This is a genomic window from Escherichia sp. WS1152 (genome assembly GCF_046487665.1).
GTDB lineage: Bacteria > Pseudomonadota > Gammaproteobacteria > Enterobacterales > Enterobacteriaceae > Escherichia > Escherichia coli.
Map to the genome: position 1 here is coordinate 180,955 of NZ_JBJQJA010000005.1, position 26,368 is coordinate 207,322.

Genomic DNA, 26,368 nt, shown 5'->3' on the forward strand with positions numbered 1-26,368 from the left:
TAGCGTTTCACGCCTGTTCAGTTGCAGGAACAGAGCATTCCTTTTTACGTTTTATCAACAGTCTCAACCAGATAGTAACATTAATATTCATGTTGTCTATGGTTCAGAGCTGTAACATTGTGCGCCTTCTAATCAAAGGCATAAGTCCATTTCTGTTTTTTTCATGCTGGTAAGACTTCCAGGGAGTGGTTATCTCAGGCCCTGCACCAGGGTTAATTTGGCAATTATGCATGCTGAACATTCTTCCAGCATGTTTACTGTCACGGGCGTTAAGACCTAAAACTGCCCCCGTTTCACCTATACGTTCTCTTCCACCATTACCGTTATGTGCAACAACTTGATTTATACCTAACATTTGTGAGCATGCTAATAGTGCTTCAAGTTTAGGTCTGTAATCTGTCGAAACAGAAAAATAACGATTAAAGGATCGACAAGAGATAGCCCGGCTAGTTTTAAACTTTTTACCATTAATTATAGCATGATGCTTTTTATTAATAATTGCCGCTAATTCTACCGGATCGAGAGCATTGGTCATTTCATCAATAGAGACCGTTATCGGTCCTATAATGTAACGTTTTCGCTGATCATCAAAAGTTATCCCATGATGATTTGCCATTATTTTGTATTTGGAGTCATAGAAACATACAGGATAATCTTTTATCCCAGCGTAGGTATCCTCATCAAGTGGTTTCATACGCGTGAAGTTTTGCATATAGTTACCATTGCAATTCGTTTCATGATTTCCAGCTAATACATGAACGTTATCATTGATGCTCATTATGCGTTTTAACAAATCGATGATAAATTGATCGCCACAGATATTACTAAATCGATCGCCGGTTTGGTCACCCAAAAACGTACATGGCGTCACTGCGTCTTTATTAATAACTAAATAAGGCTGAAGACTTTCTAAAATAATGTCTCTTCTGTTCAGGATACTGATTATTGTATTAACATTAGTATCAAGTTGCTCATTAAAGTTCTCCCTTAGCAATACATTGAGAACTTCATCTTCTATATTAAGCAACTGGCTAAGGAAATTTTCTCCTTCAGCCATGATTCCCAAATGTCCCGTTGCAAAAAGCGCGTACAAAACTGCACCAACTGAGCCATCGGTATCACCAAAATAGGTTGGTCTGGTACTTGTGGGATCAACAGGTGAACAATTGGAGAAATAGGTTCTGTCAGCGAACTGGGGTTTTATAATTTTTTCGAATTTAATATCAGATACATTGTATTGCGATATTTTCCAGTTCCAAATGGGTTTGTACGACTCAGTAACTGCAACATCATTAGCATTATCATTTACTGTCATATTATTAAGTAAATAAACAATGCTGCACCAATTAATATCGGTATCATCAAGAGGGCAACCGTAATTTTTACTATTAATTGTCACGATAAACTGATAACTATTATTCCTACGTAGAATATGGGCACGCATGCCCGATAGCATACTATATTTTTCTGAATGATCCGTTTGTATGGTAAATGATATTTTGTCATCTTGAATAGATTGTTGGAACCGTTCTATTTGCCAATCATCTATTTTTTCCACAACCTCACCGAGCATTGTCCTGGCAATACTTGATATATCATCACCTATACCATTTGCAATATACCCAAACAGTTCTTTAGTGAAGTTGGTAACATGCTCTTGCACCATATCATTTGTTGCGATTGTCGTTATACTGTCGTTAGTACCTGCCACAGTTCCAATTTTCATCTTTTACCTCATATAATTCACCGCGAGGAATACATAGTTATCATTTAATCTTATGACATACACCTCATGTTCGATGGAAAAATAATTATATTTTGCACAAATCATTCAGCCTTAAAGCATAATATGAAATTTCTTATCTCATAGTAGAGAAAGTCCCTAAAGATTGTAGAGGCGTCATCAGTACATACCTCTACAATCGATTAAGAAAACCTATGAAATACTGGCAGGATTAAAAAAACATACCACAGCACTCATGGAGTTTTAACGAGGTTGAAAACAACTAAGCCCTGAGGAAGAGCCTATTATTTTTTTATTTTCATCAAATACTGCCATCTTGGAGTTTAGCCCCATGATAATATCATCAATTTTTTGATTCTGATTTACCCCTAACCCATGATGGCCATATTTTTGTCTAATGTGTTTGCTGGGGTCTTCACATTTGAGTGTCTCCCCACATATGAAGATACGTTCACGTGCTGGTCTGAAATCAGTAGTGTTATTTAAATAATCAGCATATACAGGTGTGGGTTCCATAGTATTGATTCTAATTAGATGAAAAAGATGATCATCCATATGTTGTTTATGTTTTTTATTAAATATATATGCTAATTCCTCAGGATCAGTTGGATTTTTCATCTGATTAAATGGAACCTGCAAAGCACCGAGACAATAACATTTATTTTCTTCATCCCTTATTATTCCGTGATGACTGGTTAAAACATGCCTTTCTGAGTCATAATTACAAACATCGAGCGTTTTAATTAAGTTATATGTATCACCGGAAGAGAGTTTATGATTTGCTAGTCGTGCACTATAGTTACCATTAAAATTGATTTCATGATTTCCAGCCAGAACAACGACATTTTTATTTATACGACTATCTTTATTACCCTCCATATTTCGCATAGAATTTAGCAAAGTAAGGATATATTTATCACCAAAAATAGTACTAAATCTATCGCCTGTATGATCCCCAAGGAAGATACAAGGGGTAATCGCATCGCATTTTAAAAAAACATGTTGATGCAACTCATTCAAGAACATGTCTCTCTTATCTAATAAAGTGAAGAGTTTTCCCAATTTTTTATTTTCATATGCGAATGAAGCCATGTCTTCGTGTTCTAATAAATCACATAATAAACTCCACCCCTTTTCCCTGATGCCTATATGCCCTGAAACGAGCAATGCATAAAGTACAGCGCCTACTCTTCCATCTGTATCGCCAAAATAAGCCGTGTTGGCATTTTGTGGGTTAATCACACCACACTGTTTATAAAAGTCTATTTTTGAAAAAACAGATTCAACATAGCTATCAAACTTTTCCTTAGGAAACGTCTCTTTAGAGACAGCCCAACGCCAGTCAGGTTTGAAATTACCACTAAGAAGAGTAAAGAAATTTCTCTCTTTGATAGAAAACCCATCAACTTTATAAATTATGTCTGATTTATCCCCGGAGAAATTAATAAAATAATAACCGTCCCTACGCTCAATCGTAACGGTAATGGGAGACGATAATTTTATCACATGGTTATTGTCTGGTATAATTGTAAAGATAAACGTGTCAGTAGTATTGTCGGCGAAACTATTATATTCTTTAATATCTATAGATGGCTCACTATTGTAAAACCATATTTTTTCTATCTGAGGACTATGTTCAGTTACGTTCCAGCAGCCATGTTGCAGGAAATAGATGATATGCAGGCCAAAATCGTTATCTATTTGCGAATGTTTATCCATCTTATCAATTTCAACTATCTTTGAACGATGTTTTTTATCAACCTTGCCATGGTGTTGATGACTGTTAACTTTATCTGGATGCTTATCTTGATGGTTTGAAGAGATGTGCTTAAATATATTGTGAAATACTTTCATAAATAACCCGTGATATTTTTGACTTGTTAGTAACAAAATAAATGATACATGTCTGAAAGACATATTTTCGACGATATAAAGCAATAATGCGTATATGCTCGCTGATTTTAAGCACCGAGACCATCCGGTCTTTTACCAAATAATGAAAAAGAATCCCTCCCTGGAAGATAATTGTAAAAAATAACAGAATAAGAATTAATCTTAGGATAAATATTTATTTATCATGGCCTTTTGAACTCTGAAAAGTAGCGCTCTGCAAAGTAAACCCCGCTATAGTTATGCTATGCATTTGTCTTTAATGATATCTCGTCATTGTATTAACAGGCTGAAATTATCATTAATGCACATTTCAATATTAGCAGGGATACCTGAGGAGTTTAAAGTGAACATATATATCGGGTGGCTTTTCAAATTAATCCCTTTAATTATGGGCTTGATTTGTATCGCGTTAGGTGGCTTTGTGCTGGAAAGTTCAGGGCAAAGCGAGTATTTCGTCGCGGGTCATGTGCTCATTTCTCTGGCAGCCATATGCCTGGCATTATTCACTACCGCATTTATTATCATTTCGCAGCTCACGCGCGGCGTTAATACGTTTTACAATACATTGTTCCCCATTATTGGCTATGCGGGGTCAATTATCACCATGATATGGGGTTGGGCACTGTTAGCAGGTAATGATGTGATGGCAGACGAGTTTGTCGCCGGCCATGTTATTTTCGGCGTTGGTATGATTGCCGCCTGTGTATCGACGGTGGCAGCGTCATCCGGTCACTTTCTGCTCATTCCTAAAAACGCAGCGGGGAGCAAGAGCGACGGAACACCGGTACAGGCTTATTCTTCATTAATCGGTAATTGCCTCATTGCCGTTCCCGTGTTACTCACCCTGCTCGGTTTCATTTGGTCTATTACGCTGTTACGTAGTGCCGACATAACTCCGCATTATGTCGCCGGTCACGTATTGCTCGGGTTAACCGCAATCTGTGCCTGTCTAATTGGCCTTGTTGCCACAATCGTCCATCAAACACGTAATACGTTTTCAACGAAAGAGCACTGGCTGTGGTGTTATTGGGTTATTTTTCTCGGCTCAATCACGGTGCTGCAGGGCATATACGTCTTAGTCAGTTCTGATGCAAGCGCCCGACTGGCTCCCGGTATTATCCTCATTTGCTTGGGAATGATCTGTTACAGCATATTCTCAAAAGTCTGGCTACTGGCACTGGTCTGGAGACGTACCTGTTCGTTAGCCAACAGAATACCGATGATTCCCGTCTTCACCTGCCTGTTTTGCCTTTTCCTGGCATCGTTTCTTGCGGAAATGGCGCAGACCGATATGGGATATTTTATTCCTTCGCGGGTTCTGGTCGGTTTGGGAGCGGTATGCTTTACGTTGTTCTCAATCGTTTCAATATTAGAAGCGGGTTCTGCTAAAAAATAATTGCAACGTACCGGATAAAACCAGCGTTGACCATTTGCGTAACGCTGGTTTTTCTTAGGTAGAATGAAATAACGCAGCATTAATGCATAGTGGTTAAGTATAAAAAACAGCAAAGTTACTGTTTTTTTTCAACCTGTTCATATTTTATAAAGATCAGCCCACTGGGTGAGTTTTCAATCACCTTTCCCTCCACCTTATATTAAGCATGGGGGGTTCAGTTCACGGGCTCATTAGAAAATAATCACAAGATAGCCACTATCAAAATTAGCTCATTTTTAATGCGACTCTAATAATTTTCATCTTTAGGAAAAATAGCTCAGGACGACTTCGCTGCAATCAAATCCTGCGCACAAGCCCATGCACTCGACCACGCCCACTGGAAGTTATAGCCCCCCAGCCAGCCGGTAACGTCCATCACTTCGCCGATAAAGTACAGCCCAGGCACTTTGCGCGCTTCCATCGTCCGTGAAGAGAGTTCGTTAGTGTCCACGCCGCCGAGCGTCACTTCGGCAGTGCGATAGCCTTCAGTGCCGTTGGGTTGTACGCGCCAGTCGGTCAATGTGCTAATCAGTGCCTGTTGGTCACGCACGTTGAGCTGTTTTAGCGAGACATCCGGGATTTGCCCGAGTTGCTGTAAGCGTTCAACCAACCGCTTCGGTAGATGAACCGCCAGTGTGTTTTTCAGGCTTTGATTCGGATGTGCGTTACGCTGCTCATTCAGGAAGGTTTCGAGGTCCACATCCGGTAGCAGATTGATACTGACAAATTCCCCCGGTTGCCAGTAGCTGGAAATTTGCAACACCGCCGGTCCAGACAAGCCGCGATGGGTGAAGAGTAAGTTCTCACGGAAAACGGTGCCGTTTTCAGCGGTAATCACGGAAGGCACCGCCACGCCCGCCAGCACCTGTAACTCTTCGAGCAACGGTTTATGCAGAGTGAATGGCACCAGACCCGCGCGGGTCGGCAGCACGTTGAGGCCAAATTGTTCAGCAATCTTATAACCAAACGGCGACGCGCCCAGCCCCGGCATTGACAGTCCACCGGTCGCGATGACCAGCTTTTCGCAACCGACAGTCATGCCGTTCAGTTCAAGCGTGAAGCCTGTATCATCCTTCTCCACGCTCAGCACTTCGCTACGCAATCTGAAGGTCACATTGCCCTTCTCGCACTCATCCACCAGCATGTCGACAATCTGCTGAGCGGAGTCATCGCAGAAGAGTTGCCCTAACGTTTTCTCGTGCCAGGCGATGCCGTGTTTATTGACCAGATCAATGAAATCCCACTGGGTAAAACGCGCGAGTGCAGACTTACAAAAATGCGGATTCTGGCTCAGATAAGCGCCCGGTTCGACATAAAGGTTGGTAAAGTTGCAGCGCCCACCGCCAGACATAAGGATTTTGCGCCCTGGTTTTTTACCATTATCGATCAGCAGAACCCGGCGTCCTGCCTGACCTGCCAGCGCAGAACAGAACATACCCGCCGCACCAGCGCCTATAATAATGGCATCAAACCTTTCCACGTTGCGCTCCTCTTAGAAAAAACGGGCGTGAATTGTAAAGATTCCTCAGTGGTCGCACCAGCATCAATATTACTAAAAGGAAGTATTTGCCTGAATTATATAAGATAATTATTTTTTGAGTGAAATCCATACAGGAGGCAAATCAAAAAAAGTCTATATTTCACTTTGCCCGCGCCGCGAAAGTCACTGATAATGCGCCGCGTTCATGTCCTCAAAATGGCGTAACGTCCTATGCTACATTTGTTTGCTGGCCTGGATTTGCATACCGGGCTGTTATTATTGCTTGCACTGGCTTTTGTGCTGTTCTACGAAGCCATCAATGGTTTCCATGACACAGCCAACGCCGTGGCAACCGTTATCTATACCCGCGCGATGCGTTCTCAGCTCGCCGTGGTTATGGCAGCGGTGTTCAACTTTTTGGGTGTTTTGCTGGGTGGTCTGAGTGTTGCCTATGCCATTGTGCATATGCTGCCGACGGATCTGCTGCTTAATATGGGATCGTCTCATGGCCTTGCCATGGTGTTCTCTATGTTGCTGGCGGCGATTATCTGGAACCTGGGTACCTGGTACTTTGGTTTGCCTGCATCCAGCTCTCATACGCTGATTGGCGCGATCATCGGGATTGGTTTAACCAATGCGTTGATGACCGGGACGTCAGTGGTGGATGCACTCAATATCCCGAAAGTATTAAGTATTTTCGGTTCTCTGATCGTTTCCCCTATTGTCGGCCTGGTGTTTGCTGGCGGTCTGATTTTCTTGCTGCGTCGCTACTGGAGCGGCACCAAGAAACGCGCCCGTATCCACCTGACCCCAGCGGAGCGTGAAAAGAAAGACGGCAAGAAAAAGCCGCCGTTCTGGACGCGTATTGCGCTGATCCTTTCCGCTATCGGCGTGGCGTTTTCGCACGGCGCGAACGATGGTCAGAAAGGCATTGGTCTGGTTATGTTGGTATTGATTGGCGTCGCACCAGCAGGCTTCGTGGTGAACATGAATGCCACTGGCTACGAAATCACCCGTACCCGTGATGCCATCAACAACGTCGAAGCTTACTTTGAGCAGCATCCTGCGCTGCTGAAACAAGCTACCGGTGCTGATCAGTTAGTACCGGCTCCGGAAGCTGGCGCAACGCAACCTGCGGAGTTCCATTGCCATCCGTCGAATACCATTAACGCGCTCAACCGCCTGAAAGGCATGTTGACTACCGATGTGGAAAGCTACGACAAGCTGTCGCTTGATCAACGTAGCCAGATGCGCCGCATTATGCTGTGCGTTTCTGACACTATCGACAAAGTGGTGAAGATGCCTGGCGTGAGTGCTGACGATCAGCGCCTGTTGAAGAAACTGAAGTCCGACATGCTTAGCACCATCGAGTATGCACCGGTGTGGATCATCATGGCGGTCGCGCTGGCGTTAGGTATCGGTACGATGATTGGCTGGCGTCGTGTGGCAACGACTATCGGTGAAAAAATCGGTAAGAAAGGCATGACCTACGCTCAGGGGATGTCTGCCCAGATGACTGCGGCAGTGTCTATCGGCCTGGCGAGTTATACCGGGATGCCGGTTTCCACTACTCACGTACTCTCCTCTTCTGTCGCGGGGACGATGGTGGTAGATGGTGGCGGCTTACAGCGTAAAACCGTGACCAGCATTCTGATGGCCTGGGTGTTTACCCTTCCGGCTGCGGTACTGCTTTCCGGCGGGCTGTACTGGCTCTCCTTGCAGTTCCTGTAATCGTACGCACCAAAACGAGCGGGTCAGTTTACTGGCCCGCTTTTTTTATGCGTTATTATTGCTGAAGTGCTTAATGCCAAATCATCAAGGCAATCAGGCTGACCACCACCAGACCACACAATGCGCTGGTCAGAATAAACTGCCGACGCACCCGCTCACAGCGGCGAATAAACTCATCATCGTGATGATCGCGATAACGTTGGGCATAGATATACCAAACGAGACGCACCTGTTTGTTGGGTTGGCCATGTGAGGTAAAAAAGCCCCCTCCATCAACATATTGATAGAGCAATGGATCGCAGTTACGCAGTACCACTAACAACGCGCGTAGTGATGAGAAATAGCGCGCCATGTTAACAATGCAAACGACACATAAAGCCCAAAATAATGCGACGGTGCTTATCATACCTCCTCCCCGGCGACCTGCCCGCGGAGTTCCACCCCGGGGCTACCGCTCCCGATACGCTGCCAATCAGTTAACACCAGGTCCTGGAGAAACCGCTTTTGTGGTGACCAACATCCGAGCGGCTCTATAGATAGTGTAGGAGATCAGGTTGTTTTTTTTCCAGAAGGTTAACCACTATCAATATATTCATGTCGAAAATTTGTTTATCTAACGGGTAAGCAAGGCGGATTGACGGATCATCCGGGTCGCTATAAGGTAAGGATGGTCTTAACACTGAATCTTTACGGCTGGGTTAGCCCCGCGCACGTAGTTCGCAGGACGCGGGTGACGTAACGGCACAAGAAACGCTAGCTGGCCAGTCATCGACAACTTTATGGAAGGAGTAACACTATGGCTTATAAACACATTCTCATCGCGGTCGATCTCTCCCCGGAAAGCAAAGTTCTGGTAGAGAAAGCAGTCTCTATGGCTCGCCCATACAATGCGAAAGTTTCTCTGATCCACGTAGATGTAAACTACTCTGACCTATACACCGGGCTTATTGATGTGAATCTGGGTGATATGCAGAAACGCATCTCTGAAGAGACACATCATGCGCTGACCGAGCTTTCCACTAATGCAGGATACCCAATCACTGAAACCCTGAGCGGCAGCGGCGACCTGGGCCAGGTTCTGGTCGATGCAATCAAGAAATACGATATGGATCTGGTGGTTTGTGGTCACCACCAGGACTTCTGGAGCAAACTGATGTCTTCCGCACGTCAGCTGATCAACACCGTTCACGTTGATATGCTGATTGTTCCGCTGCGCGACGAAGAAGAATAATCTTCCCTCCACGACGTGTTCCTGAACGCCCGCATATGCGGGCGTTTTGCTTTTTGGCGCGCCTTGTTACCTGATCAGCGTAAACGCCTTATCTGGCCTACGGTCTGCGTTCGCAATCAAAATCCCCAGCCAATACAATATTTAACACCATCATATTTTCCATCATTAGTGTGATCATCTGGTTATTTTCTGTTGTAATAGTGTATTAATCTATTCACCGCATCAATATTAAGAATCTCTGACAGATGTAAACTTTTTCGCGCGTTATCCCTTACGCGTTCATACTTTTCAGGATGGTATTGGAAGGTTAATAAATATGAATACAACAACACCCATGGGGATGCTGCAGCAACCTCGCCCATTTTTCATGATCTTTTTTGTCGAGTTATGGGAGCGATTCGGCTACTACGGCGTGCAGGGCGTACTGGCGGTTTTCTTCGTTAAACAGCTTGGATTCTCGCAAGAGCAGGCTTTTGTCACTTTTGGTGCTTTTGCTGCGCTGGTCTATGGCCTCATTTCCATTGGCGGCTATGTCGGCGACCACCTGCTGGGGACCAAACGCACCATCGTTCTTGGAGCACTTGTGCTGGCGATTGGCTACTTCATGACCGGCATGTCGCTACTTAAGCCTGACCTGATTTTCATCGCCCTGGGGACTATCGCTGTCGGTAACGGCCTGTTTAAAGCTAACCCAGCCAGCTTGCTTTCGAAGTGCTATCCGCCGAAAGATCCGCGCCTTGATGGCGCATTCACCCTGTTCTATATGTCGATCAATATCGGCTCGTTGATAGCGTTATCGCTGGCCCCTGTGATCGCTGATAAATTCGGCTATTCAGTCACCTACAACCTGTGCGGTGCGGGGTTAATTATCGCATTACTGGTTTACATCGCCTGTCGTGGAATGGTGAAAGATATTGGTTCTGAGCCTGACTTCCGGCCAATGAGCTTCAGCAAACTGTTGTACGTATTACTTGGCAGCGTGGTGATGATCTTCGTCTGCGCCTGGCTGATGCACAACGTAGAAGTCGCCAATCTGGTGCTGATTGTTCTCTCCATCGTCGTCACCATTATCTTCTTTCGTCAGGCATTCAAGCTGGATAAAACCGGGCGCAATAAAATGTTTGTCGCCTTTGTCCTGATGCTCGAAGCGGTGGTGTTTTACATTCTCTACGCCCAGATGCCAACGTCGCTGAACTTCTTTGCCATCAACAACGTGCATCATGAAATTCTCGGTTTTTCCATCAACCCGGTCAGCTTCCAGGCGCTTAACCCGTTCTGGGTGGTACTCGCCAGCCCAATACTGGCAGGCATTTACACGCATCTGGGTAACAAAGGCAAAGACCTCTCGATGCCGATGAAATTTACTCTCGGCATGTTTATGTGCTCACTGGGCTTTTTGACGGCGGCAGCTGCGGGAATGTGGTTTGCGGATGCACAAGGGCTGACATCGCCATGGTTTATCGTGCTGGTGTACTTATTCCAGAGCTTAGGTGAACTGTTTATTAGCGCCCTTGGCCTGGCGATGATTGCTGCTCTGGTGCCGCAGCATTTGATGGGCTTTATTCTCGGGATGTGGTTCCTGACGCAGGCTGCCGCGTTCTTGCTGGGCGGCTATGTGGCAACATTTACCGCGGTGCCGGACAACATTACCGATCCGCTTGAGACGTTGCCCGTCTATACCAACGTGTTTGGTAAGATTGGTCTGGTCACGCTGGGCGTTGCAGTAGTGATGCTGTTGATGGTGCCGTGGCTGAAACGCATGATTGCGACGCCGGAAAGCCATTAATTATTCTTGCAGAAAGCAGGGTAGCGTTATCGCTACCCTGCTTTACTTTTACACTGGCGTACCTGCATAGATATCAAAGCGATGCCCTTTAGTCACAACCGCGTTTGGCGTGGCGACATTCGCTAGCGGTGGCGCGTAGTCCGGGCGCTTTACCACCACGCGTTTGGTCGCCAGCAAGCGTGCAGGCTCCAGTAATCCATCGGCATCAAGATCCGGTCCCACCAGCGACTGAAAGACGCGCATCTCTTTTTTCACCAGCGCGCTTTTCTGCTTATGCGGGAACATCGGGTCGAGATAGACCACCTGCGGGCGCGGGGTAATATCGGTCAGCGCCGTCAGGCTGGAGGCGTGAATTAACTGCAAACGCTCCTGCAACCAGCCGCCGATTTCCGCATCCGCATATCCACGCGCCAGGCCGTCGTCGAGTAGCGCGGCAACGACTGGATTACGCTCCAGCATCCGCACGCGGCAGCCGACCGAAGCCAGCACAAAGGCATCGCGCCCCAGCCCTGCGGTAGCGTCCACCACATCCGGCAAATAATCGCCTTTAATGCCCACCGCTTTCGCCACCGCCTCACCGCGACCACCGCCGAATTTGCGTCGGTGCGCCATCGCTCCGCCAACAAAATCAACAAAGATGCCGCCAAGTTTTGGCTCATCACGCTTGCGCAATTCCAGATGTTCCGGCGTTAACACCAGCGCCATCAGGTTGTCTTCATCGTGCTCCAGCCCCCAGCGGGCCGCCAGAACAGATAAGGCACCGTCTCCGGTGCCTGTTTCATCAATTAAGCAGATTTTCACTGAATGATCAGCCCTTAATGCCGTAATGCTCCAGCATCGCATCCAGCTGCGGTTCACGACCACGGAAGCGTTTGAACAGATCCATCGGCTCTTCTGAACCGCCACGGCTCAGAATGTTGTCGAGGAACGACTGCCCGGTTTCACGGTTGAAAATGCCCTCTTCCTCAAAGCGCGAGAAAGCATCTGCCGCCAGTACGTCAGCCCACAGGTAGCTGTAGTAACCTGCGGCATAACCACCGGCGAAAATATGGCTGAAAGCGTGCGGGAAACGGCCCCAGGATGGAGACGGTACTACGGCAACCAGTTTCTTGATTTCTGCCAGAGTTTCGAGGATTTTCGCTCCCTGATCCGGGCGGAACTCGGCATGGAGGCGGAAATCGAACAGGCCGAACTCCAGCTGGCGCAGAATAAACAGCGCCGCCTGGTAGTTCTTCGCCGCCAGCATTTTATCCAGCAACTCTTTCGGCAGCGGTTCGCCGGTTTCGTAGTGACCAGAGATAAACGCCAGCGCCTCCGGCTCCCAGCACCAGTTTTCCATAAACTGACTCGGCAGTTCGACCGCATCCCACGGCACACCGCTGATACCGGAAACACCGGCGGTTTCGATGCGGGTCAGCATATGGTGCAGGCCGTGACCGAACTCGTGGAACAGAGTGATCACTTCGTCGTGAGTGAACAGCGCCGGTTTACCATTCACCGGGCGGTTGAAGTTACAGGTCAGATACGCGACCGGTTTTTGCAGCGAACCATCGGCTTTACGCATCTGGCCTACGCAGTCATCCATCCACGCCCCGCCGCGCTTGTTTTCACGGGCATACAGGTCGAGGTAGAAACTGCCGCGCAGTTCGTTGTTCTCGTCATACAGTTCGAAGAAACGTACATCCGGGTGCCAGACATCAACATCTTTACGCTCTTTAGCGGTGATGCCGTAAATACGTTTTACCACTTCAAACAAGCCGTTAACCGCTTTGTTTTCCGGGAAGTACGGACGCAGTTGTTCGTCGCTGATGCTGTAGAGGTGCTGTTTTTGTTTTTCGCTGTAGTATGCGATATCCCACGGTTGCAACTCATCGACGCCAAATTCGGCTTTGGCGAAGGCACGCAGTTGCGCCAGCTCTTTTTCGCCCTGCGGACGCGCGCGTTTTGCCAGATCGGTTAAGAAATCAAGCACCTGCTGCGGGTTTTCCGCCATTTTGGTAGCCAGTGATTTAAACGCGTAGTTTTCAAAGCCCAGCAGTTGCGCCAGTTCGTGACGCAGCGCGAGGATCTCTTCCATCACCTTGCTGTTATCCCATTTACCGGCGTTTGGACCTTGATCTGAAGCGCGGGTGCTGTAAGCACGATACATCTCTTCACGCAAGGCCTGGTTGTCGCAGTAGGTCATTACCGGCAAGTAGCTTGGGATATCCAGCGTCAACAGGTAGCCTTCCAGCTCTTTCGCTTCGGCCTGGGCTTTTGCCGCAGCCAGCGCGCTTTCTGGCATCCCCGCCAGTTCCGCTTCGTCGGTAACGAGTTTAGTCCAGCCCATCGTCGCATCAAGGACGTTGTTGCTGTACTGGTTGCCCAGTTCAGAAAGACGAGTGGCAATTTCGCCGTAACGCTGTTGTTTCTCTTTCGGCAGACCGATGCCTGAGAGTTCAAAATCGCGCAGTGCGTTATCAACCGCTTTTTTCTGAGCCGTGTTCAGCGTGGCGTAATGATCGCCATCGCGCAGGTCGCGGTACGCTTTATACAGCCCTTCATGTTGCCCTACCCAGGTGCTGTATTCCGACAGCAGCGGCAGAGTTTGTTCGTACGCTTCGCGCAATTCCGGGCTATTTTTCACCGAGTTCAGGTGGCTGACCGGGGAGAAAATACGCCCCAACACATCGTCCACTTCCGCCAACGGCTGGCAGAGATTTTCCCAGGTGTACGGTGCTCCTTGCGCTACTACGCGCTCCACATTTTCGCGGCAGTCATTCAATGCCTTAGTCACGGCTGGAACGACATGTTCCGGGAGAATTTTAGAAAACGGAGGCAATTCAAAGGGAGTCAGTAACGGATTCGTCATTAGCGCAGTCCTGGTTAAAGAGGTTAAGGAAGCGCTCAACAGGCGCTTTACATAATGTGTGTAGCATGGGGTTAAGTGTAGTGAATTTCAATGAGAAACGTTACGCTTTCGCGGCGGCGGCCTCTTTTCGGTATACTGTCCTGATAGGCTTTTGTGCGCCCCGAATACGGGCCGATTTTTACTTACCGGAACACCTTTACCCATGCTCAGTTATCGCCACAGCTTTCACGCTGGCAACCACGCCGACGTCCTTAAACATACCGTTCAGAGCCTGATCATCGAGTCGCTGAAAGAGAAAGATAAACCGTTTCTCTATCTCGACACCCACGCAGGGGCCGGGCGTTATCAGTTAGGCAGCGAACATGCCGAGCGTACCGGCGAATATCTCGAAGGTATCGCCCGTATCTGGCAGCAGGACGATTTGCCTGCGGAGCTGGAGCCGTACATCAATGTGGTAAAACACTTCAACCGTAGTGGTCAGTTGCGTTACTACCCCGGTTCGCCGTTGATTGCTCGCCAGCTACTGCGCGAACAAGACAGCCTGCAACTGACCGAACTGCACCCGAGCGATTACCCGTTGCTGCGTTCTGAATTTCAGAAAGACAGCCGTGCGCGAGTCGAAAAAGCCGACGGTTTCCAGCAGCTTAAGGCCAAACTGCCGCCGGTTTCCCGCCGTGGTTTAATCCTTATCGACCCGCCGTATGAAATGAAAACCGACTATCAGGCGGTGGTCAGCGGGATAGCAGAAGGTTACAAACGTTTCGCCACTGGTACTTACGCACTGTGGTATCCGGTGGTGCTGCGCCAGCAAATTAAGCGCATGATCCACGACCTGGAAGCGACTGGCATTCGCAAAATTCTGCAAATTGAACTGGCGGTACTGCCAGACAGCGATCGCCGTGGCATGACCGCTTCCGGCATGATTGTGATTAACCCGCCGTGGAAGCTGGAACAACAGATGAATAACGTGCTGCCGTGGCTGCACAGCAAACTGGTTCCGGCAGGTACCGGGCACGCCACCGTAAGCTGGATCGTGCCGGAGTAATTGCAGCCATCGCTGGCACCTATTACGTCTCGCGCTACAATCGCGGTAATCAACGATAAGGACACTCTGTCATGACTAAACACTATGATTACATCGCCATCGGCGGCGGCAGCGGCGGTATCGCCTCCATCAACCGCGCGGCTATGTACGGTCAGAAATGCGCGCTGATTGAAGCCAAAGAGCTGGGCGGCACCTGCGTGAACGTCGGCTGCGTACCGAAGAAAGTGATGTGGCACGCGGCGCAAATCCGTGAAGCGATCCATATGTACGGCCCGGATTATGGTTTTGATACCACTATCAATAAATTCAACTGGGAAACGTTGATCGCCAGCCGTACCGCCTATATCGACCGTATTCATACTTCCTATGAAAACGTGCTCGGTAAAAATAACGTTGATGTAATCAAAGGCTTTGCCCGCTTCGTTGATGCCAAAACGCTGGAAGTTAACGGTGAAACCATCACAGCCGATCATATTCTGATCGCCACCGGCGGTCGTCCGAGCCACCCGGATATTCCGGGCGTGGAATACGGTATTGATTCTGATGGTTTCTTTGCCCTTCCTGCTTTGCCAGAGCGTGTGGCGGTTGTTGGCGCGGGTTACATCGCCGTTGAGCTGGCTGGCGTGATTAACGGCCTCGGCGCGAAAACGCATCTGTTTGTGCGTAAACATGCGCCGCTGCGCAGCTTCGACCCGATGATCTCTGAAACGCTGGTCGAAGTGATGAACGCCGAAGGCCCGCAGTTGCACACCAACGCCATCCCGAAAGCGGTAGTGAAAAATGCCGATGGTAGCCTGACGCTGGAGCTGGAAGATGGTCGCAGTGAAACGGTGGATTGCCTGATTTGGGCGATTGGCCGCGAGCCTGCCAATGACAACATCAACCTCGAAGCCGCTGGCGTTAAAACCAACGAAAAAGGCTATATCGTCGTCGATAAATATCAAAACACCAACGTTGAAGGTATTTACGCGGTGGGCGATAACACGGGTGCAGTAGAACTGACACCGGTGGCAGTTGCAGCGGGTCGCCGTCTCTCTGAACGCCTGTTTAATAACAAGCCGGATGAGCATCTGGATTACAGCAACATTCCGACCGTGGTCTTCAGCCATCCGCCGATTGGTACTGTTGGTTTAACGGAACCGCAGGCGCGCGAGCAGTATGGCGACGATCAGGTGAAAGTGTATAAATCCTCTTTCACCGCGATGTATACCGCCGTCACCACTCACCGCCAGCCGTGCCGCATGAAGCTGGTGTGCGTTGGGCCAGAAGAGAAGATTGTCGGTATTCACGGCATTGGCTTTGGTATGGACGAAATGTTGCAGGGCTTCGCGGTGGCGCTGAAGATGGGTGCAACCAAAAAAGACTTCGATAATACCGTCGCCATTCACCCAACGGCGGCAGAAGAGTTCGTGACCATGCGTTAAATGTTAAAGGGCTAAGAGTAGTGTGCTCTTAGCCCTTAATTACGTTTCCGCTATCAGTTCAGAAGCTGAAGCAGAAAGCGGATCAGTTCCAGCAGCGCAATTAACGCCCCAAGAACGATGATTGCTTTATCAATCACCCGTTTTCTCCATGCGATGGAGTGAGAATGCATCCGCTTACTCATCCACTGCCTGTCACGGTGCATGTCTCATTGTTAGATGACGACTATCTCACTCCGGCCAGAGCATCAGTTAACGGCACCACCCGTACTTCTGACCAGGACTTTGAAAGCGTTTATGCGCATTGCCAGAGTGAAAATGCCTCAGAGCTAACTGGATAATCATACAGTACATGCAGGTTATAAAACCAGCACGTCCTTGCAATAGTTTCAGTATGGTATTAGCATTGATGCGTTAGATGATGGCTATCTCACTCCAGCCAGAGCCACCAACTCAGGGCTGAACAGTAAAAAAACCGACGCGAAGTCGGTTTTTTTACGTCCGGATTCGGACAAGGCTTAATATGACGATGACCCAGTGAAAGTATATAAATCGTCACTGCGATATATACCGAAGTGCCCCCTCCGCCAGCTGAAGAAATCGCTAACGCTTGCAATGTTAGCCACTGGCTAATAGTATTGAACCGTTAGATGTGGGCATTCTCACTCCAGCCAGAGCCACCAACTCAGGGCTGGAAAGTAAAAAACCGACGCAAAGTCGGTTTTTTTACGTCCTGATTCAGACCTCCTTTCAAATGAATAGCCAACTCAAAATTCACACCTATTACCTTCCTCTGCACATACGCATTCGTTAAACCATATATGTTTTTGACTTATCCACTTCGAAGAGAGACACTACCTGCAACAATCAGGAGCGCAATATGTCATTTCTGTTACCCATCCAACTGTTCAAAATTCTTGCCGATGAAACCCGTCTGGGCATCGTTTTACTGCTCAGCGAGCTGGGAGAGTTATGCGTCTGTGATCTCTGCACTGCTCTCGACCAGTCGCAGCCCAAGATCTCCCGCCATCTGGCGCTTCTTCGTGAAAGCGGTTTGTTGCTGGATCGCAAGCAGGGTAAGTGGGTTCATTACCGCTTATCACCGCATATTCCATCATGGGCCGCGAAAATTATTGAGCAGGCCTGGCGATGCGAACAGGAAAAGGTTCAGGTGATTGTCCGCAACCTGGCCAGACAAAATTGTTCCGTAGACAGTAAGAACACTTGTAGTTAAAAAATTTATCTAAACACATATGGATTTGCACATGTGTTTTTCCGGGAGGCATTATGTTACTGGCAGGCGCTATCTTTGTCCTGACCATTGTATTGGTTATCTGGCAGCCGAAAGGTTTAGGCATCGGCTGGAGTGCAACGCTCGGCGCAGTACTGGCGTTAGTTACGGGCGTAGTACATCCGGGCGATATTCCGGTGGTGTGGAATATCGTCTGGAACGCGACGGCTGCGTTTATTGCCGTTATTATCATCAGCCTGCTGCTGGATGAGTCCGGCTTTTTTGAATGGGCGGCACTGCACGTTTCACGCTGGGGCAATGGACGCGGTCGCTTGCTGTTTACCTGGATTGTCCTGCTCGGTGCTGCCGTTGCCGCCCTGTTTGCCAATGATGGCGCGGCGCTTATTTTGACACCGATTGTCATCGCCATGCTGCTGGCTTTAGGGTTCAGTAAAGGCACTACGCTGGCGTTTGTGATGGCGGCCGGATTCATTGCCGATACCGCCAGCCTGCCGCTTATTGTCTCCAACCTGGTGAATATCGTTTCCGCAGATTTCTTTGGCCTCGGCTTTCGCGAATATGCCTCGGTGATGGTGCCGGTGGATATCGCCGCGATTGTTGCCACGCTGGTGATGTTGCATCTCTATTTCCGCAAAGATATTCCGCAGAACTACGACATGGCGCTGCTGAAATCTCCCGCAGAAGCGATTAAAGATCCTGCTACGTTCAAAACTGGCTGGGTTGTTTTACTGCTTCTGCTGGTGGGATTTTTCGTCCTGGAACCGCTCGGCATTCCGGTCAGCGCCATTGCGGCAGTGGGCGCGTTGATATTATTTGTCGTCGCTAAACGCGGTCATGCGATTAATACGGGTAAAGTGCTGCGCGGTGCGCCCTGGCAGATTGTCATCTTCTCGCTCGGCATGTATCTGGTGGTTTATGGCCTGCGCAATGCCGGATTAACGGAATATCTTTCTGGCGTACTCAACGTGCTGGCGGATAACGGCCTGTGGGCCGCGACGCTCGGCACCGGATTCCTCACCGCCTTCCTCTCTTCTATTATGAACAATATGCCGACGGTACTGGTTGGCGCGTTGTCCATTGATGGCAGCACGGCATCTGGCGTTATCAAAGAAGCGATGGTTTATGCCAACGTGATTGGCTGCGATTTGGGGCCGAAAATCACCCCGATTGGTAGCCTGGCAACGCTGCTCTGGCTGCACGTACTTTCGCAGAAGAATATGACTATCAGCTGGGGATATTACTTCCGTACAGGGATTATCATGACCCTGCCTGTGCTGTTTGTGACGCTGGCTGCGCTGGCGCTACGTCTCTCTTTCACTTTGTAATGAGATACTGATATGAGCAACATTACCATTTATCACAACCCGGCCTGCGGCACGTCGCGTAATACGCTGGAGATGATCCGCAACAGCGGCACAGAACCGACCATTATCCATTATCTGGAAACTCCGCCAACGCGCGATGAACTGGTCAAACTCATTGCCGATATGGGGATTTCCGTACGCGCGCTGCTGCGTAAAAACGTCGAACCGTATGAGGAGCTGGGCCTTGCGGAAGATAAATTTACTGACGATCGGTTAATCGACTTTATGCTTCAGCACCCGATTCTGATTAATCGCCCGATTGTGGTGACGACGCTGGGAACTCGCCTGTGCCGCCCTTCAGAAGTGGTGCTGGAAATTCTGCCAGATGCGCAAAAAGGCGCATTCACCAAGGAAGATGGCGAGAAAGTGGTTGATGAAGCGGGTAAGCGCCTGAAATAAAGCGGCTATATCCCCCCCACAGGTTGTTAGAAAAGTGCGCTTTATTTATGTCGGATGCGACGCTGGCGCGTCTTATCCGACCTACAATGTTATGAAAATTCGATGAATTGTATGTTATTTGTAGGCCTGACAGGCGTAGCGCATCAGGCGATTTTGCTATTTACACAGTACTCCCTGCGTGAGATTCCAATTATCGCGTCCAGCATGGTGTATCAGTGAGCTGCTTAGTTATCAGCGATACAGTGCAGTAGTTTAAAGACGTACTGCATTATGATTTATCAGTGATTTACACAACAAATTATTAAATAATTATAAGATACCTTAACCCATTTTATTATTACACACCTAAAACATCACAAAAATATCACTTCACACACTATCAGAGAACATAATAACTTTTTAAAATGAGCGCTTTTTGATAGTTGTTAACGTTTTCTTTTACGATACTATCACTGCCCTTTTTTATACACAAATATTAACGGGTGGAGATAAAAGGGAAGTCAAAGGTAATTATATCAGGAAGATATAACGCATTATATTTATTATGTGTAGAAGAAAATCCATTCCTGTTCTAATTATCCAATTTAAAAATCTTAGCATAAAACAAATGATGAATAAGGAATGTTATGTCAATTGACTTTACCCCAGGTATAATAAATACATATCACGGCGATATTTATAACTGCACAACAAATACTGACGATGTTAAAACACCAGACACACCGAAGTGGCCTTGTGATAATTGGGAAGAACAACAACCCATTAATTCCACATTCTCTGGAGAAGAATACAACCCTGAACAATTTGATTTAGCCCAACAACAACTCCAACAAATTAATGAGTGCCACACGAACACTACATATACAAATGCAGACTACTCAAAAGTTGTGGCTCAACTTGTAAGTCTTATTAATAACATTGAAACGATAAGTTCGACACCACTTACGCAACAGACACAATCAATACTTAATCAGATTCATAACATTAGATACGAAAAGGATAAGGATTCTGTATGTCAAATCATTGTTGTCGTTAATCCAGAACCCAACAATCCAATCATAACTAAAATTCTCGTAGAAGAAGGAATACCCGAAAGATTCAGTGTCCAAACCGTTTCTTCTGATAATAAAAATTTTGCTGGGCAACGAGCTGACTTACCAACTGATATAAGAGACATTCAAAGCTTGTACCTAAAAATGGCGAAGCTGTATATTGAGCACAGTGAAAATGAAAATAGGATGGAAGCCCTTGCTGGATGCGACTTTATTGATTTCAACATGACAGGGCAAGATATGTCCAGGCTAGTCCTAACCTTATCAAAATTTTATTTTGAAGATCTACTTAATATAAATTTCACTGACGCAAATTTATTTAACACTATTTTTTCACACAAGGAAAATCCAATCCCCAAACTACATGAATATGAACAGCATCTTGACAAACAAATCGATGGCTTGTTTTCTACATTGTTAACTATTAATAACAACTCTTTACGCGCGAAAGCGGAAATTGCTTCGAGAATAATTGATTTCTTAGAGGCAAAGGTAGTAAATCTTTCATTTGATGATATATCAAAATATAAGCAAGAGTTCAAAAAAATATGTTATAAGCAACTTCAAGAGTTTACAACACCATCTCTATACAATAAAATTCAAAAATGGGCAACAATGTCTGAAAATGAATTCATAGCATTTCATTACGAGACACTTCAACCCGAAAAGATTTCATACCCCTTTTATTTAAAGAGAGATCTGCCTAATGAAAAAGATATAAATTATGGGGTGGAAATAGAAATACCATATGGCAAAAGAATTCGCTTATCAAATCATTATCAGAATATAATACCATAATATTGATTATTAGCACTTTATAATCCTTGAATAAAAATAGATTTTATGTAATTTTAAAACAAAGGGTTATATTATGGGGCGATGGATACTCATGCCACGCCCCAAAATAACGGAATTGAACTAAACAGAAGGGATATAAACATCAGACAGGTTTACGTTACTATCAGGCATATCGCCTCAGAATCAGATGAAAACTATAAAGAAATATCTATTATGGTTTTAATATTTGTTGATAAGGATAGTAACATGAACATGACAAAAGGTGCACTCATACTCAGCCTTTCATTTTTGCTTGCCGCATGTAGTTCAATTCCGCAAAATATCAAAGGCAATAACCAACCTGATATTCAAAAAAGTTTTGTTGCTGTTCATAACCAGCCGGGGTTATATGTTGGTCAACAAGCGCGCTTTGGTGGGAAGGTTATCAACGTTATCAATGGCAAAACGGATACGTTGTTAGAAATCGCTGTATTACCGTTGGATAGCTATGCGAAGCCTGATATTGAAGCCAACTATCAGGGCCGACTGCTCGCCAGACAAAGCGGCTTCCTTGACCCAGTGAACTATCGTAATCACTTTGTTACCATCCTCGGCACCATTCAGGGTGAACAACCAGGCTTTATCAATAAAGTCCCGTATAACTTCCTGGAAGTGAATATGCAGGGCATCCAGGTGTGGCATTTGAGAGAAGTGGTTAATACCACCTATAACCTGTGGGATTACGGCTATGGTGCATTCTGGCCGGAACCGGGCTGGGGTGCGCCTTACTACACCAATGCGGTGAGTCAGGTAACACCTGAGCTGGTCAAATAACACCACCGAAAGATGCAGATGCTTTCTGAGCATCTGCATCATGTATTACATAAAATTAATATACAGTAAGCTAACTATTATTATTATAAGCCCTGTCCTGTTAATTACCTTTGGCAAACTGATTATAAAGTTAATGTCCGCACCAGGAGTCGGTTATGTTTCTTATAATTACCAGGGATACGATGTTCTTCACCGCGATGAAAAACATTCTGAGTAAAGGTAATGTCGTTCATATACAGAACGAAGAAGAGATCGACGTAATGTTGCATCAGAATGCCTTCGTCATTATTGATACATTAATGAATAATGTATTTCATTCTAATTTTCTCACTCAAATTGAACGATTAAAACCTGTCCATGTCATTATTTTCTCCCCCTTTAATATTAAACGCTGCCTGGGGAAAGTGCCGGTGACCTTTGTTCCGCGGACTATCACTATCATTGATTTTGTCGCACTCATCAATGGCAGTTACTGCTCTGTGCCTGAAGCGAATGTGTCACTTTCGCGCAAGCAACATCAGGTTCTGAGCTGCATTGCGAATCAAATGACAACGGAAGATATTCTGGAGAAACTGAAAATATCGCTAAAAACGTTCTACTGCCATAAACACAATATCATGATGATCCTCAATCTTAAGCGGATCAATGAGCTGGTACGCCATCAGCATATTGATTATCTGGTGTGAACGATTGATCAATATAAAGAGGCCCAGCAATAAATAGCCAGACCTCCCGTTAATTATACGTTATGCAGCAACGCCTTCCAGTATCAGCGAAGCAATTTGCTTACGCCATTGCGCTTGCTCCTGTTCGCCTTCTGTACGTTGACCATAAAGTTGCGCTATCTGCGTACCATCATGGGCAAACAATTCCAGACTGGTTACGTAGCCATCGCTGGTCGGTTTACGGGTAACCCAGGCTTCAGCAATGCTCTCTTCTAATAGATGAAGAGTAAACGTCGGGTTGAAAATATTCAGCCAACCTTTCATTGGCACCACTTTTTCTACCACACCGGTGAAAATCTGTACGCAGCCACGGTTGCCAACAAACACCATGATTTCATTACCATCCTGCTGTGCAGATTCAAGAATTTGCGCCAACGCACTGTTGGATACTTTGCAGGCCAAATCGTCTGCCACCAGATTGAACGCCTGTTGGCGCGTCAGGTTGTGGCGCTTGAGCAACGTAAAAAACTGATGAACGTCGGTCATCGCCCGCCACTCTTGCTCGACCACAGTGGCATCGGCTCGCGTTTGAACAACTGGTGCATCAACGGCTTTTAACTCAAGCGGCGTATTCTCATCGGTGATAAACCGTGCCAGAAGCTCACTCCATGCCGCCATATCGGTATTGTCGGTGGCATAAACTTTTAGTAATGCATCGCCCTGATGATCAAAGAACTGAATACTCTGGCGTTCGCCACGAGCCGTGTTTTCTTTGATGTGGAAAACACTGGCCCATTGATTGAGAAACAGACGTAAATCCAGCGCGCGTGGATTGAGGATTAATCCGGCATGTCCGTTCAAATGCTGGTTTGTGAACGCACCAACTTGCTCATGGACTGCATATTCATTACGGCAAATACATTTGGTCTCGCCAACACTTTCGAGCGCCGCCAGAATTTCACGGATATCGCCGCGCATCCGCCACGCATCGTGCGTGACGCGTGCAAATGCCAGTTCTGCTTCGCTGATATTCATTAAACCTGCGATGTCACGCGCGTACTTTCCGGGATTTTGTTCTTTTAACTCAAGCCAGCGTGTGTAGTGGTTCATTGTCTCTCTTCCTTCCAGATAAATGCCCCGAAAAATCGGGGCAGATGATTACCATTGATAACTCACGAAAATTTTTCCATTACGACCATCCTGTGGGATGCCTTGTGGCGACCAGTACTCTTTGTCGAAAGCGTTACCCAACACCAAAGTAGTGGTCATACCTTTGAGCGCCTGTTGTCCTTGATAACTGACGTAGAAATCATTCACGCCATAGCCTGGTTGTTTGCTGTAACTGCTGCTGATATGTGTTGAGCGATCGGCAAACGTACCAACCCACCCAACAGAGAAGCCACTGTGAGCGATCGGAATATTCAGAGTGCTGGTAACGGTATCCGGGTTAATGCTGGAGATGTATTCGCCGGTATCGGTGTCTTTGCCGCGGGTACGGTTATAGGCCACATCAAGGCTAAACAGATCAGTGGTATATTTCGTCATCACATCCCAGCCCCAGATTTTGGCGTTCGGGACGTTATACGACATAGTCGTCGCCGCCGCGAAATCGACGGTCGTGGAGATGTAATCCTTCGCTTTGGTATCAAAGTAGCTGGCTTTAAATTCCAGAGCATCATTGGACAACATCAGGTCATCAAAACGCAGCCCAAAACCGTACTCCTGAGTTTCGTTAGTTTCCGGACGTAAGTTCGGGTTTGGCACCCAATAGTTGGTATAGAAGCGACCAATCGAGAAGTGCTTAGAATCGTTATACATTTCGCCCATCGTCGGGGCGCGGAATGCCTGGGCATATGAGCCAAATAACATCAGCCAGTTAGTCGGATTGATAGTCATCCCCGCACGAGATGACCATTTGTCGGCATCAACATCTTTGTAACCGTCACTGCTACCGCGATAACTGTCATAGCGGGTTCCGCCAAGCAGGGTAATCGGCAGATCGCGTAAGGTGATCTCATCCTGTAGCCAGCCGGAGCTAAAATCGATTTTTGCTTGCGGGAAGCCCGTCGTCGCGCCGCCCGGATGTTGTTCCTGACGATAATACTCACCGCCATATGTCAGTAAGTGAGAAGCGAAACTGTCGGCAAAGAGAGTGGAACGGTTCTCCAGCCTGGCTCCTTTTGTTATCTGTTCACGATACTCGCCGGAACTCCCCGTGTTTTGCGCATTAATACGGACTTCCGACCAATAAATTTTTGCATCTGCATTTAACCAGTCGTTGCCCTGCGGGGCGAGTTTATAAGAAAGCTGCACATCGCGTTGAATTGTTGAACGATCAACCATCGGGTTGCTGCTTTCAGAAGCCTCAACGGTCTGCGGATTTTTTGGTTCACGCGCGTCGTTGTTGTAGTAACGCACTAAACCGCTCAGAGACTGGGCTGAATCAATTTGCCAGGTCCCTTTCGCCAGCATGTTATTAATGGACTCGTCATTCGGCGCGGTTTCACCATTGCTCTGGCGTAAATCACCCCGATCGCGACTGGACCAGGCCACAATACCATCCAGATTTTCAGTTCGCCCAAACGCGCTCGCGCCTAATCCCAGGCTATGGTCCCCCGTGCCGCCAGTACCAAAGACACGAAAACCACTGCTTTGTCCTTCCTGCAATAAATCTTTTGCATCGACCGTATCGTAGGAGATCACTCCACCCAGCGCGCCACTGCCATACAGTAATGCTGAAGGTCCGCGAACAATCTCAACACGCTTGATCAGCGCCGGATCGAGAAAAGTGCCATTCAGGTGTCCGGTATCCGTTCCCTGGCGAACACCATCGATAAGAACCAGCACGCCGCGATGATCATAGCCACGCATATTTACATCCTGACCGTTGGTTCGTCCGGTACCATCCAGAGTAATTCCAGGAACATGACGCAGCAGATCGGTGGCTGAAGTAGCCGTTTGATTTTCAGGAGCGGAAGTGTCGATGACGCTGACCATCATAGGCGCTTCGAAGGAACTACGGGCATTCCCCGTTGCCGTAACGGTCATGGTTTCAGTAGCAAAAGCAAACGTTGGCAAGGTGGCAGAAACAGCCAAAGCCAACAAACTCAAACGCAACGAGGTAAATTGCGGACGTGACATAGCGATTCTCCATGAGGAAAATAAAAAATGCTGGCTGCCTGGGTTAATACCGGGGTGGCTGGCGAAAAATAAATTTATTTAAAATTCAGAGCGATAATATTCGCCGGGTGAGTTTACAGGCGTTTATATCCCATGAAATTGCCTGATAACTCGGCAATTACGCAAAAGCACACCCTCTTTGTCAGGCAAAACGATATGTCCCATCAGGAGTGAAGAGAGCTGTGCGTTATCCCTTGCAAATGATATGGTTTTGTTATCCATATGGTC

At 47.1% G+C, this 26,368-nt stretch carries 24 protein-coding genes; 13 read left to right on the forward strand and 11 right to left on the reverse strand.

All coding sequences use genetic code 11. From position 1 onward, the window contains the following. Window positions 1–103: 103 nt before the first annotated feature. Window positions 104–1,726, reverse strand: coding sequence for a DUF4049 domain-containing protein (locus ACJHW7_RS10455; protein WP_021557291.1), 1,623 nt, complete (start codon window positions 1,724–1,726; stop codon window positions 104–106). 261 nt (window positions 1,727–1,987) lie between these two features. Then, window positions 1,988–3,598, reverse strand: a complete 1,611-nt coding sequence (locus ACJHW7_RS10460) for a DUF4049 domain-containing protein (RefSeq protein WP_021557292.1) — start codon at window positions 3,596–3,598, stop codon at window positions 1,988–1,990. A gap of 382 nt (window positions 3,599–3,980) precedes the next feature. Between ACJHW7_RS10460 and ACJHW7_RS10465 the strand changes: the two genes are divergently transcribed. Continuing rightward, window positions 3,981–5,033 carry a DUF2776 domain-containing protein gene (locus tag ACJHW7_RS10465; RefSeq protein ID WP_001028905.1) on the forward strand — a complete coding sequence of 351 codons (1,053 nt, stop codon included), beginning with the start codon at window positions 3,981–3,983 and terminating at the stop codon, window positions 5,031–5,033. Window positions 5,034–5,349: 316 nt separating this feature from the next. On the opposite strand, the gene ACJHW7_RS10470 is transcribed toward ACJHW7_RS10465, so the two are convergent. Further along, window positions 5,350–6,552 (reverse strand): NAD(P)/FAD-dependent oxidoreductase, encoded by a 1,203-nt coding sequence (locus ACJHW7_RS10470; protein ID WP_000439188.1) that lies wholly within the window; start codon window positions 6,550–6,552, stop codon window positions 5,350–5,352. Window positions 6,553–6,783: 231 nt separating this feature from the next. Between ACJHW7_RS10470 and pitA the strand changes: the two genes are divergently transcribed. Next, a complete protein-coding gene (pitA, locus tag ACJHW7_RS10475) occupies window positions 6,784–8,283 on the forward strand; it encodes an inorganic phosphate transporter PitA (RefSeq protein WP_000902780.1) in 1,500 nt (499 codons plus the stop codon). A gap of 70 nt (window positions 8,284–8,353) precedes the next feature. Here pitA and uspB read toward each other — a convergent pair whose 3' ends face one another. Further along, window positions 8,354–8,689 (reverse strand): universal stress protein UspB, encoded by a 336-nt coding sequence (uspB, locus tag ACJHW7_RS10480; RefSeq protein WP_000626187.1) that lies wholly within the window; start codon window positions 8,687–8,689, stop codon window positions 8,354–8,356. 390 nt (window positions 8,690–9,079) lie between these two features. Here uspB and uspA point away from each other — a divergent pair, with 390 nt between their 5' ends. Beyond that, window positions 9,080–9,514: a universal stress protein UspA gene (gene uspA, locus ACJHW7_RS10485; RefSeq protein WP_000323571.1), complete on the forward strand. Its 435-nt coding sequence runs from the start codon at window positions 9,080–9,082 to the stop codon at window positions 9,512–9,514. Window positions 9,515–9,580: 66 nt separating this feature from the next. Here the strand turns inward: uspA and ACJHW7_RS10490 are convergent, their stop codons facing one another. Together ACJHW7_RS10490 and ACJHW7_RS10495 are read right to left on the reverse strand one after the other, a co-directional pair. Further along, the gene (locus ACJHW7_RS10490; protein ID WP_223375011.1) at window positions 9,581–9,634 is read right to left on the reverse strand and encodes a hypothetical protein; all 54 of its coding nucleotides are present in this window, start codon (window positions 9,632–9,634) and stop codon (window positions 9,581–9,583) included. Further along, the gene (locus ACJHW7_RS10495; protein WP_212734132.1) at window positions 9,612–9,665 is read right to left on the reverse strand and encodes a hypothetical protein; all 54 of its coding nucleotides are present in this window, start codon (window positions 9,663–9,665) and stop codon (window positions 9,612–9,614) included. Before ACJHW7_RS10495 ends, ACJHW7_RS10490 begins: the two co-directional genes overlap by 23 nt. A 165-nt stretch (window positions 9,666–9,830) precedes the next feature. Here ACJHW7_RS10495 and dtpB point away from each other — a divergent pair, with 165 nt between their 5' ends. After that, window positions 9,831–11,300, forward strand: coding sequence for a dipeptide/tripeptide permease DtpB (dtpB, locus tag ACJHW7_RS10500; RefSeq protein ID WP_001098636.1), 1,470 nt, complete (start codon window positions 9,831–9,833; stop codon window positions 11,298–11,300). A gap of 48 nt (window positions 11,301–11,348) precedes the next feature. Here dtpB and rsmJ read toward each other — a convergent pair whose 3' ends face one another. Together rsmJ and prlC are read right to left on the reverse strand one after the other, a co-directional pair. Beyond that, on the reverse strand, window positions 11,349–12,101 hold the full coding sequence (rsmJ, locus tag ACJHW7_RS10505) for a 16S rRNA (guanine(1516)-N(2))-methyltransferase RsmJ (protein WP_000686620.1): 753 nt from the start codon (window positions 12,099–12,101) through the stop codon (window positions 11,349–11,351). A gap of 7 nt (window positions 12,102–12,108) precedes the next feature. Then, window positions 12,109–14,151, reverse strand: a complete 2,043-nt coding sequence (gene prlC / locus ACJHW7_RS10510; protein WP_001298719.1) for an oligopeptidase A — start codon at window positions 14,149–14,151, stop codon at window positions 12,109–12,111. 202 nt (window positions 14,152–14,353) lie between these two features. Between prlC and rlmJ the strand changes: the two genes are divergently transcribed. Then, entirely contained in the window at window positions 14,354–15,196 is an 843-nt protein-coding gene (rlmJ, locus tag ACJHW7_RS10515) for a 23S rRNA (adenine(2030)-N(6))-methyltransferase (RefSeq protein ID WP_001308123.1), read from the forward strand. Window positions 15,197–15,267: 71 nt separating this feature from the next. After that, a complete protein-coding gene (gorA, locus tag ACJHW7_RS10520) occupies window positions 15,268–16,620 on the forward strand; it encodes a glutathione-disulfide reductase (RefSeq protein WP_000160811.1) in 1,353 nt (450 codons plus the stop codon). 53 nt (window positions 16,621–16,673) lie between these two features. Here the strand turns inward: gorA and dinQ are convergent, their stop codons facing one another. Further along, window positions 16,674–16,757 (reverse strand): damage-inducible type I toxin DinQ, encoded by an 84-nt coding sequence (dinQ, locus tag ACJHW7_RS10525; protein ID WP_001295215.1) that lies wholly within the window; start codon window positions 16,755–16,757, stop codon window positions 16,674–16,676. 27 nt (window positions 16,758–16,784) lie between these two features. Here dinQ and ACJHW7_RS10530 point away from each other — a divergent pair, with 27 nt between their 5' ends. The 7 genes from ACJHW7_RS10530 (at window position 16,785) to ACJHW7_RS10560 (ending at window position 22,981) form a co-directional block, all read left to right on the forward strand. Next, entirely contained in the window at window positions 16,785–16,958 is a 174-nt protein-coding gene (locus ACJHW7_RS10530) for a hypothetical protein (protein WP_001362224.1), read from the forward strand. A gap of 539 nt (window positions 16,959–17,497) precedes the next feature. Further along, window positions 17,498–17,851, forward strand: coding sequence for an As(III)-sensing metalloregulatory transcriptional repressor ArsR (gene arsR / locus ACJHW7_RS10535; RefSeq protein ID WP_000008967.1), 354 nt, complete (start codon window positions 17,498–17,500; stop codon window positions 17,849–17,851). Window positions 17,852–17,904: 53 nt separating this feature from the next. Next, window positions 17,905–19,194 carry an arsenite/antimonite:H(+) antiporter ArsB gene (gene arsB / locus ACJHW7_RS10540; protein ID WP_000922639.1) on the forward strand — a complete coding sequence of 430 codons (1,290 nt, stop codon included), beginning with the start codon at window positions 17,905–17,907 and terminating at the stop codon, window positions 19,192–19,194. 12 nt (window positions 19,195–19,206) lie between these two features. Further along, window positions 19,207–19,632 carry a glutaredoxin-dependent arsenate reductase gene (gene arsC / locus ACJHW7_RS10545; protein WP_000065773.1) on the forward strand — a complete coding sequence of 142 codons (426 nt, stop codon included), beginning with the start codon at window positions 19,207–19,209 and terminating at the stop codon, window positions 19,630–19,632. A 626-nt stretch (window positions 19,633–20,258) separates the two neighbouring features. Further along, entirely contained in the window at window positions 20,259–21,482 is a 1,224-nt protein-coding gene (locus ACJHW7_RS10550) for a hypothetical protein (RefSeq protein ID WP_021557293.1), read from the forward strand. A gap of 246 nt (window positions 21,483–21,728) precedes the next feature. Continuing rightward, a complete protein-coding gene (slp, locus tag ACJHW7_RS10555; RefSeq protein ID WP_001057453.1) occupies window positions 21,729–22,295 on the forward strand; it encodes an outer membrane lipoprotein Slp in 567 nt (188 codons plus the stop codon). Window positions 22,296–22,450: 155 nt separating this feature from the next. Then, a complete protein-coding gene (locus ACJHW7_RS10560; protein ID WP_000478621.1) occupies window positions 22,451–22,981 on the forward strand; it encodes a helix-turn-helix transcriptional regulator in 531 nt (176 codons plus the stop codon). A gap of 60 nt (window positions 22,982–23,041) precedes the next feature. Here the strand turns inward: ACJHW7_RS10560 and chuS are convergent, their stop codons facing one another. Both chuS and chuA read right to left on the reverse strand, forming a co-directional pair. Continuing rightward, window positions 23,042–24,070 carry a hematinate-forming heme oxygenase ChuS gene (gene chuS / locus ACJHW7_RS10565; protein ID WP_072847828.1) on the reverse strand — a complete coding sequence of 343 codons (1,029 nt, stop codon included), beginning with the start codon at window positions 24,068–24,070 and terminating at the stop codon, window positions 23,042–23,044. Between the two features lie 48 nt (window positions 24,071–24,118). After that, window positions 24,119–26,101, reverse strand: a complete 1,983-nt coding sequence (gene chuA, locus ACJHW7_RS10570; RefSeq protein WP_021557295.1) for a TonB-dependent heme/hemoglobin receptor ChuA/ShuA — start codon at window positions 26,099–26,101, stop codon at window positions 24,119–24,121. Window positions 26,102–26,368: the final 267 nt, after the last annotated feature.

Coding starts and splice junctions, on each gene's coding strand:
- slp (WP_001057453.1), top strand. CDS start 21,729: ATGAACATGACAAAAGGTGCACTCATACTCAGCCTTTCATTTTTGCTT.
- arsB (WP_000922639.1), top strand. CDS start 17,905: ATGTTACTGGCAGGCGCTATCTTTGTCCTGACCATTGTATTGGTTATC.
- arsR (WP_000008967.1), top strand. CDS start 17,498: ATGTCATTTCTGTTACCCATCCAACTGTTCAAAATTCTTGCCGATGAA.
- dtpB (WP_001098636.1), top strand. CDS start 9,831: ATGAATACAACAACACCCATGGGGATGCTGCAGCAACCTCGCCCATTT.
- ACJHW7_RS10460 (WP_021557292.1), bottom strand. CDS start 3,598: ATGAAAGTATTTCACAATATATTTAAGCACATCTCTTCAAACCATCAA.
- ACJHW7_RS10530 (WP_001362224.1), top strand. CDS start 16,785: ATGCATCCGCTTACTCATCCACTGCCTGTCACGGTGCATGTCTCATTG.
- arsC (WP_000065773.1), top strand. CDS start 19,207: ATGAGCAACATTACCATTTATCACAACCCGGCCTGCGGCACGTCGCGT.
- ACJHW7_RS10560 (WP_000478621.1), top strand. CDS start 22,451: ATGTTTCTTATAATTACCAGGGATACGATGTTCTTCACCGCGATGAAA.
- gorA (WP_000160811.1), top strand. CDS start 15,268: ATGACTAAACACTATGATTACATCGCCATCGGCGGCGGCAGCGGCGGT.
- uspA (WP_000323571.1), top strand. CDS start 9,080: ATGGCTTATAAACACATTCTCATCGCGGTCGATCTCTCCCCGGAAAGC.
- rlmJ (WP_001308123.1), top strand. CDS start 14,354: ATGCTCAGTTATCGCCACAGCTTTCACGCTGGCAACCACGCCGACGTC.
- chuA (WP_021557295.1), bottom strand. CDS start 26,101: ATGTCACGTCCGCAATTTACCTCGTTGCGTTTGAGTTTGTTGGCTTTG.
- uspB (WP_000626187.1), bottom strand. CDS start 8,689: ATGATAAGCACCGTCGCATTATTTTGGGCTTTATGTGTCGTTTGCATT.
- ACJHW7_RS10455 (WP_021557291.1), bottom strand. CDS start 1,726: ATGAAAATTGGAACTGTGGCAGGTACTAACGACAGTATAACGACAATC.
- ACJHW7_RS10550 (WP_021557293.1), top strand. CDS start 20,259: ATGTCAATTGACTTTACCCCAGGTATAATAAATACATATCACGGCGAT.
- prlC (WP_001298719.1), bottom strand. CDS start 14,151: ATGACGAATCCGTTACTGACTCCCTTTGAATTGCCTCCGTTTTCTAAA.
- pitA (WP_000902780.1), top strand. CDS start 6,784: ATGCTACATTTGTTTGCTGGCCTGGATTTGCATACCGGGCTGTTATTA.
- chuS (WP_072847828.1), bottom strand. CDS start 24,070: ATGAACCACTACACACGCTGGCTTGAGTTAAAAGAACAAAATCCCGGA.